Source organism: Neobacillus drentensis (assembly GCF_021560175.1).
GTDB lineage: Bacteria > Bacillota > Bacilli > Bacillales > Cytobacillaceae > Neobacillus > Neobacillus drentensis_A.
On sequence record NZ_CP091110.1, the window covers coordinates 2082197 to 2098437 of the forward strand.

Here is a 16241-nt window from a genome sequence, read left to right on the forward strand (position 1 = left end):
CTTTTTTCTTATATTAAGAGTATCAGATAAATAAAGGAGAGTTAAACATGAACATGACGCATTACATGGGGTTACTCGCAGACAATCAGCCTTGGAATTTATTAATTTTTATGGCGGTTCCGGTTATTTGTGCTGAAATTTTGGCGATTACAGAAATTGCTATCTTATTCACAAGAAAATTAGATGGTACCTTGAGAAAACTAAATAAATTTACCGGTATTTTTGCAGGAGTTTATTTTACTGGTATATTTATTTACTTAATGAAGACAGCCTACATTCCTCTTACTGTTAACGGAGACTGGAAAGGCTGGATTGATGTAGTAGCTGTTACTTTCTATCTGCTTGGTATTATCCCATTCCTCGGTATGGCACTGCTTGATCTAGGTCTTATCTATAGAAATAAAAAAGAAGAAGAGAGACTTAAAATCCATGCAATCTTTGTTAGTATTTTCTTGGTCGTAGCCCATATTGCCATGATTTTCGGAATGATTGATCCTGCTCTAGGATCCAGTTCAGCTGGTGGTCATGATATGATGAACATGTAATATTTATATAGGAGGCTATTTAGTTGCCTCCGTGTAGTATTTTAAGATTAATCATTCAATGCAGTTCAGTAGTATAGGAAGGTAAAAATCCATAAAGGTAGATATAAAAAGGATAAAGGCTGTGTCTCTATTTAGAGATACAGTTTTTATTTTCCTATGATACAAATTATAATTGTGTTATAAACCACACAATCATATAATTGTACGAGAAAGGATGAGTATCATGCCGATTAATTCTTTTGAAAACTATCCGATGAGCTGGAAGCCATCCATTGATAAAACCAAAAAGCCAATTTATAAAATACTCGCAGAACAATTAAAACAGGACATTTTAAACGGAGTTTTAATACCGGGGACAAAACTGCCCCCACAGCGAGAATTGGCCGATTATTTAGATTTAAATTTGAGTACCATCTCAAAAGCATTTAAAGTCTGTGAGTTAAAGGGTTTGTTGAGTTCATCTGTTGGAAGTGGCACATTTGTATCATATGATGCGTTATCGAATGCGTATTTACTTGAAGAAACAAAGCCCAAACATTTAATTGAGATGGGAGCAACGCTGCCAGATAATGCTTCTTACGAGCCACTCCTGAACCAACTGAAGGGTATGCTGCAAGAGCCACATTATGAAAAATGGTTTGGCTATGGCAGGGCAGGCGAAAGCCTTTGGCAAAAGGATGCCGCTGTAAAGCTTATCAGAAGAGGCGGGGTTGAAACAACAGTTGATCACATTTTATTTGCAAATGGGGGTCAAAATGCGATTGCTGCCACGCTTGCGAGTCTTTGTCACCCTGGTGATTGCATTGGTGCTGACCATCATACATACGCGGGCTTAAAAACTGTTGCAGCGATGCTTAGTTTGAAAATAGTGCCGATAAAATCAGAGAACGATGAAATGAGTCCAGATGCCTTTGAATATGCGTGTAAAAATGAAAATATTAGAGGGATATATTTAATACCAGATTATCATAATCCGACAACTCGCTGTATGTCAGTAGAGAATAGAAAAGCTATTGCAACAATTGCCAAAAAGTATAATAAGTTCATAATTGAAGACGCGACATATCATCTCCACAAAGAAAAAGTAATTCCAGCCATTGCATCATTTGCACCAGAACAGGTCATCCATATTGCAAGTTTATCTAAATCAATAGCACCGGGGTTAAGACTAGCCTATGTGGCGGTGCCGAACCAATATAAGGAGTTAATTTCAAAGGCACTTTATAATTTGAATATCTCAGTTTCCCCTCTATTAGCCGAACTGGCTGCACGTACGATTGTATCGAATCAGTTTGAAGTCTTAATTGAGGAGCATCGGAAACAAACCATTCGTATAAACCAAGTCGTAAATCGATATTTGGCAGACTATGCGTGCTTAGGTGCTGAAACAGGCATATTTCGATGGTTGAAATTACCAGGCAGAATTACAGGTGCTAAATTTGAAACGTTAGCGGCACAGCAGGGGGTACAAGTGTATGCCGCTGAACGGTTTGTAGTTGGAAATAGTAGTCCAGAGCGGGCTGTAAGGATTGCTGTCTGTGCACCAGAAACGCTTGAAGAGCTTGAGCAAGGGTTAATGATCCTTAAACGGTTATTAAATGAACTCACCTAATAATAGTCGCCATACAACACGATGATTGTTTGCCACACAAAATAATATTGTTCGCCATACAATCATTGTGTTGTGTGGCTTTTTTGTGCCTGTTATGATGATTACAGATAGAGGGATCCCAATAAAAAATATTTTTCGAATATTCCAACATCTAGAAAACCCGGTTAAGTAGACTTAACAAAAATTTAGAAGGCGTGATGAGCTTATGTATAATTTTGACGAAATTATTGACAGAAGAAATACAAATGCAATGAGTACAGATGGTTTCCGGGGATATATTTTCGGTGACAACGATGGTTCGATGACGTTTCCTTACAAAGATGAGGAGTTTATCAGAATGTGGGTGGCAGATATGGATTTTGCAACACCCCAGGTAATTCTTGACGGAATAAAAGAAAGATTGGATAAAAAAATAGTTGGTTATACCCGTATACTCTCAGATTATTATTATAAAGCTTTTGTAGATTGGTGTATTAGAAGATATGGATGGAGCTTTGAGAGAAAACAACTAGTCATGTCTAATGGAGTAATACCTGCTTTATTTGAACTGGTGGAGTATATCTGCAAGCCAGATGAAAAGGTTATTTTTTTAACTCCATCATATGCCTATTTTAAATATGCAGCAGATTATAATCACCGTGAAAGTGTATGCTCAGACCTAATTAATGAAAAAGGTCGCTATCGTATTGACTTTGAGGATTTTGAACGGAAAGCAGCCGATGAAAAAACAACTCTCTTTATTTTGTGTAATCCACATAATCCTACAGGTCGAGTATGGACGGAAGAAGAGCTTAAAAGATTGGGCGATATATGTGTCAAAAACGATTTGTGGATTATCTCAGATGAGATTCATTGTGATCTTCTAAGGATGGATAAAAAACATATTCCGTTAGCAAAAATATTTCCTGAGTATGAAAAATTGGTTACCTGTATGGCACCGAGTAAGACATTTAACACAGCCGGACTGATGCTTTCGAATGTTATTATTCCGGATGAAAGATTAAGAGAAATTTGGCTTTCAAGACATTACAATTTTGATAATCCTTTAAGTGTGGCTGGTGCCCAAGCCGCTTATGAAAAGGGAGAACCTTGGTTAGAAGCACTAAGGGTTTATCTTGATGACAATTTTATTTTTACCAGAGAATATCTAGCAGAAAATTTGTCAAAAGCAGTTTTTGAAATTTCGGAAGCAACGTACCTTGCATGGGTAAATGTAAGTGCTTACTTCAAAGAAAATGAGAACCTTCCTTTGTTTTTTGCCTATAAGGCTGGTGTTCTATTAGAAGGGGGAAATATGTTTGTACAGAATTCAGACTGCTACATTAGGTTAAATCTGTCCTGCCCGAGATCTGTTTTGGCTGAAGGCCTGAAACGAATCTGCGATGCAATCAATGCCAAGAAAGAAGAAATTCCAGAATCCGAAACGAATGTGAAAATGGAGGTTTGAGAATTGTAACATGGTTGATCGGTCTTCCTCTATGGTGGTGAACAGCAGGTTTAGCGATTGGAAGGCTAGCGAGTTAGTAGGAGAACGAAAACGATTTTTAAGTGGTACCGTTTGATTTAGCTAATTTGAAGAAAGAGATTATTAAATAACCGGGAAACGTCTTTATTATTACATTTAGGGTAAACACTACTGTTTATATATATCTTTTCTGCGATCACCACTATAGAGGGAGGAAAAAAAATGAGTGACAAAGTACACTTAGAGTCTTACGAGAAAGAAGACTTGAAGAGAGATCTATCAAATCGTCACATCCAGATGATCGCCATAGGAGGTGCAATTGGTACCGGTCTATTCTATGGTTCTTCCTGGGCTATTAGTCAAGGGGGACCTGCAATTCTGCTGATGTATTTAATAGTTGGGATAGCCATTTACTTCATTATGAGAGCTTTGGGTGAAATGGCTGTTGAAGAACCTGTGTCGGGAACGTATGTATCCTATGCGAATCGTTATATTCATCGCTTTGCTGGCTTTCTATCTGGCTGGAACGCATTTATCTTCTTAATTGCTACAAGTGCAGCCGATCTTAATGCACTTGGAAAGTATGTACAGTTTTGGTTTCCTAATATACCAGTATGGTTAAGCGCTTTAGCAGTGGTAATGATCATGTTCACCATTAATATTATTGGCGTATCGATCTATGGAGAAACTGAATTCTGGTTATCCTTGATTAAGGTCACAGCAATTGTTTTTATGATCATATTTGGAGCTTTAATGATTATTTTCGGAGTTGGCAATCATGGTAATCCGGTCGGAGTCGGTAATCTTGTAAACCATGGGGGATTTTTCTCGACTGGAATGAATGGATTTATTTTATCGATTGTTATGGTAGCGTTTGCATTTGGCGGAGTTGAAAACCTCGGATTTGCAGCTGGAGAAGCAAAAAATGTAAAGACTACTATTCCTAAAGCTGTTAACGCTGTGTTCTGGAGAATTATGATTTTCTACGTAGGGGCAATCTTTATTTTGGTAACAATCTTTCCATGGAATACTGCTGGTTCGAAAGGAAGCCCTTTCGTTGAGATATTTACTAAAATGAATATTCCAGCTGCGGCTTCCATTATGAACCTTGTAGTTATTTCAGCAGTATTATCTGCAGTAAACTCTAGTATTTTTGCCAACACCCGTACATTCTACAACTTGGCTTTACAAAAGAACGCTCCTGCGATACTTGGCAAGGTTAACCGTAAAAATATACCATTTGCTGGAGTTATCCTAGTTTTTGCCTCAATGCTTTTTGGGGTTTTAATGAATTTCCTTATGCCCGAAAAAGTTTTCTCATTGTTTGCTTCAGTTACTGTCTTTGGTTTAATTTGCAACTGGTCTGCGATTCTAATCAGTCATTTGAAATTCAGGAAGATAAAGATTAAAAATAATGAAGTTGACAAGCTTACTTACAAGATGCCTTTTTATCCGTACAGCAATTATTTCGGCCTGTTCTTTATGGCTGTGGTAATAGTATGTATGGGATTCTTACCGGATGAAAGAATGTCCTTGGTTGTGTCGGCTGTATGGGTTGTAATAGTTTTTATTGCTTATAAGTTCTATACAAAAAAGGATACCGGAAAGGATATTACAAATGATACAGATATTACAAAAGACACATTAGAAGATTTTGGCGGATAAAAATTACTTTAGAAATTACTTGTTTACAGGAATGCAACTTATGTGATCCGTTTAATCGGGTTTACTAGATGAAGAAATTTGTGAAAATTAGATTATTGCAGAACCTAAATATATAAAAATATTGGAGGAAAGTGATGATGAAAATAATAGAAACCGTACATGCACCAGGAGCAATTGGACCATATTCACAGGGGTTTATAGTGAATGGATTGATCTATACTTCAGGTCAAATTCCGGTAAATCCAGAAGATGGAACGGTAGGAAATACTATAAAAGAACAGGCAGAACAGAGTTGCCGAAACGTGAGAGCAATTCTTGAAGAGGCAGGAAGTGGATTTGAATATGTATTTAAGACTACCTGTTTCCTAGCAGACATGGCGGATTTTGCGGTCTTTAATGAGGTATATTCAAAGTATTTTGTATCAAAACCTGCTAGAAGCTGCGTAGCGGTAAAGGAACTCCCGAAAGGTGTTCTTTGTGAAATAGAAGCGATTGCTGTCATGCCAAAAAACCAGTATTAAATAATTTATAAATATAAATTTGAAAGGTGGATGAACACTATGAAAGTAAAAGTAATTGGAAGCCACTTGTGCCCAGATACATTATACGCTCTCAGCAAACTGAAAGATAAAAATGCCAATATCGATTTTGCGAATCTTTCTGCAAGCTTTTCTGCGCTAAAGGATTATTTGCACGTTAGGGAAAATAATGCCCTTTATGATGCCGTACGTGAAGCAGAAGGAATAGGAATTCCTTTTTTTGAAATAGAAGATGGAACAAAAACTTTGGATTTAAATGTTGTGTTAAATAGATTATAAATGGTACATTGTAATATTTTTACCATACAATTTTAAAAATTGTATGGTTTTTATGTGGTGGAATTATTCAAATCTGGTTCGAGGAATATAGCTATACAATTAGTTTTTTAGAAAGGTAGTTTAGATATCGAAGATCGTACAGTAAGCCGGAAGAAGGATTAATATTGGGTTGAGCTTCCTGATTCGGTGAATTATTATAGTAGTAGTTGCAAAAAAGGGAGAGACCAGACATGAATATGGAAGAATTTGTAGAAAAGTATAAAGTAGAGAGAAATAATACAACATCTTTAAAATGGGATTTATTAGAAGAACGATTTGGGGATCCAGACTTACTTGCCATGTGGGTAGCGGACATGGATTTTAGGACCTCAGATTCCATTACAGAAGCTCTTACAAATCGCGTGAACCATGGTGTGTTTGGTTATTCTTACGTTCCACAAAGTTATTTTGATGCATACTTCAAATGGATGGAGGAAAGATATTCTTTTCCATTGAAAAAAGAATGGATTCGCTATTCGACTGGTGTCGTTGCTGCACTTTACTGGTTTATTAATGCTTTTACTGAACCTGAAGATTCTGTAATCATTCTCACTCCAGTATATTATCCATTCCATAATGCCGTTCGTGATTGTGGTCGGAAACTAATTACTTGCCCATTAAATAATGATAACGGTATTTTCACCCTTGATTATGACCGTTTCGAACAAGCAATCATCGATAGCCGTGCCAAACTGTATATCCACTGTTCTCCACATAACCCAGCTGGCAGAGTTTGGACGGAAGAAGAACAAGATAAACTATTTGAAATTTGCAAGAAACATAACGTTTTGATTGTGTCAGATGAGATTCACCAGGATTTTACCTACGAGGATCATAAACATATTCCTGCCGCAGTAGTTAAAGGCGGAAAATATCGGGATTTAATTATTACAGTGAATTCTGCCTCAAAAACTTTCAATCTAGCAGCACTGATTCATTCCAACATTATCATTACAGACGATATACTAAGAGAAAAATATGATAATTATATAAAAACAGTGAATCAGACAGATTTTAATACGATGGGACTTACTGCTGCAGAGGCAGGTTATTCTGGCGGAGGTGAGTGGTTGGAATCCTTGAAAAGCGTTATCTATTCAAACTTTGTTTATGCAAGAGATACCCTTAATAAAGAGCTTCCGGAAATTAAAGTTACACCTATGGAAGGAACGTATTTAATGTTTATTAACCTAAATAAAATTGTTCCAGCAGAAAAAACAAAAGAATTTATTCAAGATCGCTGTCGACTAGCTGTGGACTTTGGGGAATGGTTCGGTACAGATTATAAAGGATACGTCAGACTGAACCTGGCAACGACTCCGGAGAATGTCAAAATAGCGATTACAAACATTATTAAAGAAGCAAAACTATTAAAAGAAAATGATGATATGAATGTACCATCTTTGCTCTCTATTTGAGCACCTTCTAAATAAAAATGATTATTTTCCATAGTTATAAAGTGATTGAAAAATTGTTTGCCATACACTTATAATGTTGTATGGCTTTTTTGTGCGTGTTAAAATATTACAAATCTAGTTGGCGGATTATATGAACTAGAATTAGCACTACAATCCTTGTCGATGCAACCCCACCGTCCCCTCGGCCTTAGACGCAGGGCTCTGTATGCTCCAATTGCTAGTGATTGCATTCATTACTGTTATCCCATTAATTATGTGGGCCGGTAGTAATCAGAGTAAGGTCTCATAAAAAATAACTGAAAATTCAGGGTAATCGGGAGCAAAGGTAGCTAGTAAACTTTTTTTAAATAATAGTTAACTGAAATTCATTACTAAGATAAAAAAGGAATGATGATCAATGGAAAATAAATTTGCTGAGAGAACTCATTTAGTAAAACCTTCTGAGACACGTGAAATATTAAAAGTAACAGAAAGGCCAGAAGTTATCTCCTTTGCGGGAGGCCTGCCAGCTCCAGAGTTGTTCCCTGTAGAAGCTCTTAAGGATGTATGCAATGTTGTATTGAATGAAGAAGGTGCGGCTTCTCTTCAATATAGTACGACTGAAGGTTATATTCCTTTAAGAGAAGCTATTTGTCAGAGGATGAAAGTGATTGGAATCCACTCTCCGCTTGGAAATGTTCTTATCACATCAGGGTCCCAGCAAGCAATCGACCTTACTGGTAGGATATTCATCAATGAGGGAGATACTATTATTTGTGAAAGCCCAACCTATCTTGCCGCAATAAATGCATTCAAGTCATACAATCCCAAATTTGTTGAAGTAGCTATGGATGATGAAGGTATGATTATGGAGAAATTAGAAAAACAGCTGCAAGAGCATCCTAACACCAAATTTATCTATACGATTCCAGATTTCCAAAACCCTACAGGTCGCACATTAAAGCTCGAAAGACGAAAGAGAATGATTGAGCTCGCTAATCAATATGATGTATTGATTGTAGAGGATAATCCCTATGGAGCTATTAGATTTGCTGGAGAGGCACTTCCGCCTGTGAAACATTTTGACACAGAGGGTAGAGTAATTTATATAAGTACCTTTTCTAAGATTTTTGCTCCCGGTCTACGACTTGGATGGATTTGTGCAGACGAAACTTTCATTGAAAAGTATGTTGCATTTAAGCAAACAGCTGACTTACATACTGACAGCTTTGCTCAAAGAATTACAGCTAAATATTTGGAACTTAACAATATCGAAGAACACATTCATAAAATCAAAGCTGTTTATAAAGAAAGATGCACAGCTATGTTATCCTGTATTAAAGAATTTTTCCCAAAAAATATAAACTATAGTTTGCCAGAAGGTGGATTATTTATTTGGATCGAGCTTCCTGAATCTGTTGATTCTGGGGAATTATTCGTTAAATGTTTGGAAAATAATGTTGCTTTTGTTCCTGGTGCCCCATTCTTTCCAAATGGAACAAAGAAAAATACTTTACGTTTAAATTACTCAAATATGCCTAAAGAGAAAATTATTGAAGGTATGAAACTTATGGGAGAAGTATTGCATCGTGAATTAGAAAAAGAAACAACTCTTTTATAAATTTGGCCCAATCATAAAAACACATTTTTTTCACATAAGGAAAACTCATTTAAAGGGGACCAATATTAAATGGAATAACCCTTTCGAAAATAAATTTTTACAACATAGGAACAGTCAGAAGGAGGAGAAAATATGAACAAGCCTGTAATCATTGTTGGTGCGGGTTTAAGTGGCCTGCGTGCTGCATCACTGCTTACTGAAAAAGGCATTAAATGTAGCGTACTAGAGGCAAGAGATAGGATTGGTGGAAGGGTTTTGAGTGCTTCAGATCCAAGCAGACCTAACCTAGACAGGTTTGACCTTGGCCCTACCTGGTTTTGGCCACAGTATGAAAGCCAAATTGCTAACCTTGTTAAAGAACTAAATTTAGAAACTTTCGAACAATATAAGGAAGGCGAAATACTTATAGAACGATTCCAAATCAAGCCACCAGAGCGCTGTGAGCTGAAAGAACACTCTGACGAAAAATGGGTCCGATTGAGTGGAGGTGTGCAGTCTCTTATTGATGCTCTAGCAGAGACCATTCCCTCAGAAATAGTTGAACTAGAAACACGAGTGAAGAAAATTCAGCTGAATGAAGCTGGTGATATCACGGTTGAAGCAGAGCTTTCTGATGGGAAGAGGAAAAAAATTCCTGCAGGAGCTATTATTCTAGCATTGCCGCCTCGTCTTGTGGCGCGTCACATTGAATTTTCTCCTTCGCTCCCTCCAAATCTTATGAATGACATTGTAGAAAAACCTACATGGATGGCGGGACAGGCCAAGGTAGTTGCAGTCTATGATCGTCCCTTCTGGAGAGAATCAGGGCTTTCTGGATATGTATTGAGTGCCGTTGGTCCCTTAGAAGAAATATATGATGCCTCCCCTAATAAAGGCCCTGGTGCATTATTTGGTTTCTTCGGAATGCCACCAGAAGCACGTGAAAAAATGGGACAAGATAACGTTTTAAAATTGGTTGTTGCCCAATTAGTTAAACTCTTTGGAAGTGAAGCTGAAAATTTAAAGGCTATTTTTTATAAAGATTGGTCCAGCGATTCTGAAACCACTGTTGAGGAAGACTTAAGTCCTCTTAAAAATTACCAGAGCTATGGTCCACCTCCAGTAGAAGGTGTATGGGAAAAGAACATTATTTTTGCTGGTACAGAGACGAATTCAGAATATAGTGGACATCTTGAAGGTGCCCTGCGGTCAGCTGTACAGGCAGTTGCTGAAATCATTCATTTAAATAAAAAGGATGTTTCTTGATGGCAAAGCAAATTGCGAAAATCTCGATTAATACGGAACGAATTTGGTCTCAATTAATGGAGCTGGCCGAAATCGGTAAACAAGAAAGTGGCGGAGTAACCAGGACTTCCTTGTCCCCAGAAGACTTAACCGCCCGCAAGCTTCTCATTAATTGGATGCAGGAAACGGACCTGGAGGTACGGGTGGATGAAGCTGGAAACATTATTGGACGTTTGCCAGGAACCGATGAATCAATAGCTGAATCTGTTATGACTGGTTCGCATATTGACTCCGTCCTCAATGGGGGGGAATTTGATGGGCCATTAGGAGTTCTTGGTGCCCTCGAGGCCGTTCGGACCATTCAAGAGAATGGGGTAAAACTGAAACGTTCTATTGAATTGGTTTCGTTTACGGACGAAGAAGGTGCTCGCTTCTCAGCTAGTTTTACCGGAAGCAAAGGAATGTGCGGCCTTTTTGGCCGGCACCATCTTGATGAAATGGTCGATCAAGATGGGATTACCTATTCCCAAGCCTTTCTTCAAGCTGGGTTAAATCCAGATAACTATGAAAATGCAAGAAGAGAACCTGGTAGTATCAAGGCATTTGTTGAAATTCATATTGAACAAGGTAAAGTACTGGAGAATGAAGATCTTTCTGTAGGAATTGTCACGGGAATTGCAGGACCGATGTGGCTCGAATTGACCATTCAGGGTGAATCTGGCCATGCCGGAACCACCCCGATGCATCTGCGGCGTGATTCAGGTTTGGCCGCAGCAGAGTTAATGCTGCAAGTCGAACAGATTGCCAAAGCGTATCAAGGGGTAGGGACAATCGGGAGGATTCACTTTGAACCTGGCGGTGTCAATATTATTCCTGAATCTGCTAGCTTTATGATTGATTTACGCCATGCGGATGCCGAGAAAAGGGAGCTAATGAAATCGGAGATTGAATTAGCTCTTCGTAATATTTGTGAAAAACGGTCATTGCAACATAATCTGACTGTGAATATGGATATTCCACCCGTCTTATGTTCGAATATGATTGTAGATGTGATGGAAGAAGCATGTCAAGAACTGGCTTACAAACCGTTTCGAATCGTAAGTGGGGCTGGCCACGATGCGATGATCATGTCCAATATTACGGATGTAGGCATGATTTTTGTTAGAAGCAAGGATGGGATCAGTCATAATCCAAAGGAATGGAGCAGTAAAGAGGATATCTCGGATGGCGTTAATCTCCTCATGCAAACGATAATTAGATTAGCATCAGAATAGAAACAATGTTAACACTCAATATTGAGTGAAAGGAGTACTAAAATGGATTTTTTCTTTGATCACCTTGTTTGGTTCTTTAAGAAACCAGAGCAAGCAATTTTACCCTTAAAACAAAGAGGACTTCATATAGTGAAAGGCGGCCGCCATGAATCTTGGGGAACCTATAATACCCTCACCTATTTTGGCTTAAGTTATGTTGAATTTTTAGGAATTGAAAATTTATCAATAGCCGAAAAGCATAGTGAAAATCGATTGATTACGCAAATTGTTGAACAACTAGCAAAAGAAAGTCGGGAAGGTCCTGCGACAATAGCAATTCGAACCAATCAAATAGAAGAACTAGCGAGCAAACTTAAAGCAGAAGGACTTACAGTATATGGACCGCTTACTGGGGAGAGAGTTCGTGCTGACGGCCAAGTAATCAGGTGGTCAACGTTATATCCTGAATACGTGGAAAACAAGGTTCCTTTACCATTTTTTATTGAATGGGAAAAATCAGATGAAGAAAGGCATTTAGAATTAGAGGACCAAAGACTTATAGGGTCACACGTATTAGGACAACCAAAATTGGAGAGTGTGGGTTTAGTTGTAAATAATTTAGATAATACAATAGAAATTTGGACAAAATTGTTTGGCCTTAAACAAAGCGAAGAGTATATTGATACGGAAATCAATGCACGTTGTAGAATAGTAAAATTGAACGGAACTAATTTATTATTTTGTACACCAATTGGAGATGGTCCTGCAGCTAAGGTATTAAAAGAAAAAGGGGAGACTCCTTTTTTAGTGAACCTGACTGATACGAATCAAAGTCACTTTTTTGAAATGTTGGATGGTTATTGGAGGTTCCAATAATATATTAAAACCAATATATAGTGAATCATAGATTGAGATTAAATATGATCCTTTTAAATTTCATTGTCCTCACATGCATAAAATGTGTATTTTTGTTTTTTTGAAACTTTCTACTCTGTTAAGCTGAAATGGAGGTATCCAAGTTATTCATTGGGTACCCCTTAATCTTATTTAAAACACTTTCGTCGTCCAATCCTCACAATTCCAAATATCGGTCGCAATTTCACGATAGAAATCAGGTTCGTGGGATACCATCAAGATACTTCCGCGATATGCCTTTAAAGCACGCTTCAATTCTTCTTTTGCGTCCACATCCAAGTGATTGGTAGGTTCGTCTAGAATTAATAAATTCGTTTCTGTGTTAATAATTTTACACAAGCGAACTTTGGCTTTTTCGCCACCAGAAAGGACTTCGATTTTACTTTCAATATGTTTCGTCGTTAATCCACATTTTGCAAGAGCCGCACGGACTTCAGCCTGATTTATACTTGGGAACTCGCTCCAAATCTCTTTAATACAAGTGTTGTAGTTGGCCTGTTTCACTGCCTGCTCGAAGTAACCGATGTGTTGATACTCACCACGTTCCACTTTACCCAAAATTGGATCAATCAGCCCAAGAATACTTTTTAAAAGAGTACTTACCAATACCGTTTGCACCCACGAAGGCAATTTTTTGTCCGCGTTCCATTTTCAAATTCAGCGGGCGGGAAAGTGGTTCATTGTAACCAAGAACAAGATCTTCAGCCGTGAAAATATAACGACTAGCTGCACGAGCTTCTTTGAAGTTAAACTCTGGTTTCGGATTCTCTTTCCCCAATTCAATAATGTCCATTTTGTCGAGCTTCTTCTGACGAGACATCGCCAGGTTACGAGTCGCAACACTTGCCTTGTTACGGGCAACGAAATCCCTCAAATCAGCAATTTCTTGTTGTTGGCGCTTGTACGCAGACTAAAGCTGTTACTTCTTCATTTCATGAATTTTTAAGAAGTTATCATAGTCACCAACATAGCGATTCAATTCTTGGTTTTCCATATGATAGATCAAGTTAACAACATTGTTCAAGAATGGAATATCATGCGAAATCAAGATAAATGCATTCTCATATTCCTGTAAATAGCGTTTCAACCATTCGATATGCTGTTCATCCAAATAGTTCGTAGGCTCGTCTAGTAATAGAATCTCAGGCTTCTCTAGCAAAAGCTATCAGCACTCCATTTGTTGCCACATACACTCCACACAAGTGGAAAGTGGAAACAGTTAGTGGCAGACCGTTGGCAAAACAATCATACTTCCACCAACTGTACCTGAAATGGTAATAGTATTCTGAAAAACATGTACAATTGATTAACTACTATATATAATTGCTATAGCATAAAAAAATAGATTTCATAAACAGGTGCTAAAATCATTAAAGATTATTAGCTTAATAGGGAAGTTGGTTGAAAGCCAACGCGGTCCCGCCACTGTAAATGGGAGCATCCTATAATAGCCACTGTCGTAAGATGGGAAGGTATAGGAAGCGATGATCATGAGCCAGGAGACCTACCTGTTTATTCAAGCCAAAACCTACGAGGATAGGAATGTGTGGCATGCTGGACTCTTTACGTTTCGTATTAGAATCTATCCATACCAACATCTCCATGTCTTCATGGAGATGTTTTTTGTTTTCCAGCTTTGAAGCGTTATTGGCAGGATTTATTTTCATTATGCTGCAAAATAAAATCAGGGGGAAAAAAGATGAAGAAAGTGTATTCACTATTGTTGGTTGTTTTATTAACAATAGGCGTGCTTGCAGGTTGTGCTGGAACAACGAAACCGAACGAGGAAGGAAATCAGGCGAAAACAGAAAATACAACAGCCGCCTTTCCGGTAACCATCAAGGATGCTTTAGGGAACAAAGTTGTGATGAAGCAAAAGCCTGAGAAAATTGTGTCGCTAATGCCAAGCAATACTGAAATTGCCTATGCCTTAGGCTTAGGTAAAGAAATTGTGGGAGTCTCGGATTATGATAATTATCCAAAAGATACTCTAAAAAAAGAAAAAATTGGCGGGCAGCAATTTAATACGGAGAAAATCATTGGATTAAAACCAAACCTAGTTTTGGCGCATGCCTCATCTGCTTCGATCGCGAAGGATGCACTTCAGCAACTTCGCGATGCAGGAATTCCCGTTCTGGTTGTTGCTAATGCACAAAACTTTGAACAGGTTTATAACTCTATTGAGATGATCGGGAAAGCAACCGGAGAATCAAAAAAAGCAGATGAAGTTGTAAAAGGCATGAAGGATCAATTGGCGGCTATTAAGGCAAAGGCAGCATCCATAAAGGAAAAGAAAAAAGTGTATATGGAAGTAGCTCCTGCACCCGATATTTATACAACAGGAAAAAATACGTTTATGGACGAAATGCTAACAACCATTCAAGCTGACAATGTCGCAAACAATCAACAAGGTTGGATTAAGGTTGATCAGGAAGCGATTATTCAAAAAAATCCTGATGTCATCCTCACTACATATGGATATTATGTAAAGAATGCTGTCCAACAAGTGTTATCAAGAAAAGGCTGGGAGAACGTGGACGCGGTAAAAAATAAACAAGTAATTGATATTAATTCAGACCTTGTCGACCGCCCAGGCCCAAGGGTTGTTGAAGGAGTAGAGGAGCTTGCTAAGGCAATCTATCCGGATGTATTTAAATAATAAATATTATGCCTATCTAACTGCAGGAATCTTTCTGCTCCTATCCATTCTATTGGGTACGTCCATTGGTACGGTAAATGTGCCAATTCTAACAATCATAAAAATAATCGAAGCGAAACTTTTTGGATTTGTTTCTCTGGAACAAATTGATTCAATGTTCATCAATATCGTCTTGGATATTCGTCTCCCCAGAGTGATCTTATCCGGTCTTGTCGGGGCTGCTCTTGCTGTTGCAGGAGCAGCCTTTCAAGGCTTATTAAGAAACCCGTTGGCCGACCCATATACACTGGGGGTATCATCCGGTGCATCGGTCGGGGCGGTCATCACATTGTTCTTTCAACTTTCGATACCATTCATTGGTTCCTTTACCCTGCCATTCGTAAGTATCGTATTTTCACTTGTTACCATCGTTTTTGTTCTTGTCTTCGCGCGAAAAATGGAGCGTTCCATGAGAGTGGAAACCATTATTTTAACAGGAATTATTTTCAGCTCTTTTCTTGGGGCTGTAATTTCCTTAATGATTGCTTTAACGGGTGAGGAACTAAGGCAAATTATCAGCTGGCTTTTGGGCAGCGTTTCGATGCGAGGCTGGGAGTACATCAAGATTATCCTGCCATTTCTTATCATTGGATCGGTCATTTTGATGATGAATGCAAAAGAATTAAATGCAATGTCGTTCGGTGAAGAGAAGGCACAGCATTTAGGTGTCAATGTCCAAAGCAGAAAATTGATGATCTTAATCGCCGGTTCCATCCTAACGGGGGCGTCTGTAGCTGTTTCCGGAACCATCGGATTTGTAGGGCTTGTCATTCCACATTTGGCGAGATTATGTTGGGGCCCGGACCATAAGCACCTTTTGCCATTATCGATTTTAACCGGTAGCGGGTTTTTAATCATTGCGGATCTCATTTCAAGGACGATCATTTCTCCGACTGAATTACCGATCGGAGTGATTACCGCTTTAATTGGTGCACCGGTCTTTGCTCTCATTCTTTTACAAAGAAAAAGGAAGGAAAGAAGTGGATAAG

13 protein-coding genes, 1 pseudogene and 1 riboswitch are annotated in these 16241 nt (G+C 38.3%); of the genes and pseudogenes, 13 read left to right on the forward strand and 1 reads right to left on the reverse strand.

Features of this window, described 5'->3' with window-relative positions:
• Positions 1-47: 47 nt before the first annotated feature.
• The 11 genes from L1999_RS09670 to L1999_RS09720 all read left to right on the forward strand — a co-directional run bounded on the left by L1999_RS09670 (position 48) and on the right by L1999_RS09720 (position 12515).
• Positions 48-545: a DUF6803 family protein gene (locus tag L1999_RS09670; RefSeq protein ID WP_235743341.1), complete on the forward strand. Its 498-nt coding sequence runs from the start codon at positions 48-50 to the stop codon at positions 543-545.
• 223 nt (positions 546-768) lie between these two features.
• On the forward strand, positions 769-2157 hold the full coding sequence (locus tag L1999_RS09675) for an aminotransferase-like domain-containing protein (protein ID WP_235743342.1): 1389 nt from the start codon (positions 769-771) through the stop codon (positions 2155-2157).
• 205 nt (positions 2158-2362) lie between these two features.
• Entirely contained in the window at positions 2363-3604 is a 1242-nt protein-coding gene (locus L1999_RS09680; RefSeq protein ID WP_235743343.1) for a MalY/PatB family protein, read from the forward strand.
• Between the two features lie 240 nt (positions 3605-3844).
• A complete protein-coding gene (locus L1999_RS09685; RefSeq protein ID WP_235743344.1) occupies positions 3845-5287 on the forward strand; it encodes an amino acid permease in 1443 nt (480 codons plus the stop codon).
• Positions 5288-5421: 134 nt separating this feature from the next.
• Positions 5422-5808 (forward strand): RidA family protein, encoded by a 387-nt coding sequence (locus L1999_RS09690; RefSeq protein ID WP_235743345.1) that lies wholly within the window; start codon positions 5422-5424, stop codon positions 5806-5808.
• Between the two features lie 39 nt (positions 5809-5847).
• Positions 5848-6105 (forward strand): hypothetical protein, encoded by a 258-nt coding sequence (locus L1999_RS09695; RefSeq protein ID WP_235743346.1) that lies wholly within the window; start codon positions 5848-5850, stop codon positions 6103-6105.
• A gap of 230 nt (positions 6106-6335) precedes the next feature.
• Positions 6336-7562: a MalY/PatB family protein gene (locus L1999_RS09700; protein WP_235743347.1), complete on the forward strand. Its 1227-nt coding sequence runs from the start codon at positions 6336-6338 to the stop codon at positions 7560-7562.
• Positions 7563-7959: 397 nt separating this feature from the next.
• Entirely contained in the window at positions 7960-9162 is a 1203-nt protein-coding gene (locus L1999_RS09705) for an aminotransferase-like domain-containing protein (protein ID WP_235743348.1), read from the forward strand.
• Positions 9163-9294: 132 nt separating this feature from the next.
• Entirely contained in the window at positions 9295-10407 is a 1113-nt protein-coding gene (locus tag L1999_RS09710) for a flavin monoamine oxidase family protein (RefSeq protein WP_235743349.1), read from the forward strand.
• Positions 10407-11660, forward strand: a complete 1254-nt coding sequence (locus tag L1999_RS09715; protein WP_235743350.1) for a Zn-dependent hydrolase — start codon at positions 10407-10409, stop codon at positions 11658-11660. The genes L1999_RS09710 and L1999_RS09715 overlap by 1 nt, the downstream gene beginning before the upstream one ends.
• 42 nt (positions 11661-11702) lie before the next feature.
• Positions 11703-12515, forward strand: a complete 813-nt coding sequence (locus L1999_RS09720) for a VOC family protein (protein ID WP_235743351.1) — start codon at positions 11703-11705, stop codon at positions 12513-12515.
• Between the two features lie 171 nt (positions 12516-12686).
• Here L1999_RS09720 and L1999_RS09725 read toward each other — a convergent pair.
• A pseudogene (locus L1999_RS09725) lies at positions 12687-13716 on the reverse strand (ABC-F family ATP-binding cassette domain-containing protein); the annotation flags it as partial.
• A gap of 177 nt (positions 13717-13893) precedes the next feature.
• A riboswitch (cobalamin riboswitch) is annotated at positions 13894-14080 on the forward strand.
• A 173-nt stretch (positions 14081-14253) separates the two neighbouring features.
• Between L1999_RS09725 and L1999_RS09730 the strand changes: the two are divergent.
• A complete protein-coding gene (locus L1999_RS09730; protein ID WP_235743352.1) occupies positions 14254-15213 on the forward strand; it encodes an ABC transporter substrate-binding protein in 960 nt (319 codons plus the stop codon).
• Entirely contained in the window at positions 15200-16240 is a 1041-nt protein-coding gene (locus L1999_RS09735) for a FecCD family ABC transporter permease (RefSeq protein WP_430540029.1), read from the forward strand. The genes L1999_RS09730 and L1999_RS09735 overlap by 14 nt, the downstream gene beginning before the upstream one ends.
• Position 16241 lies beyond the last annotated feature (1 nt).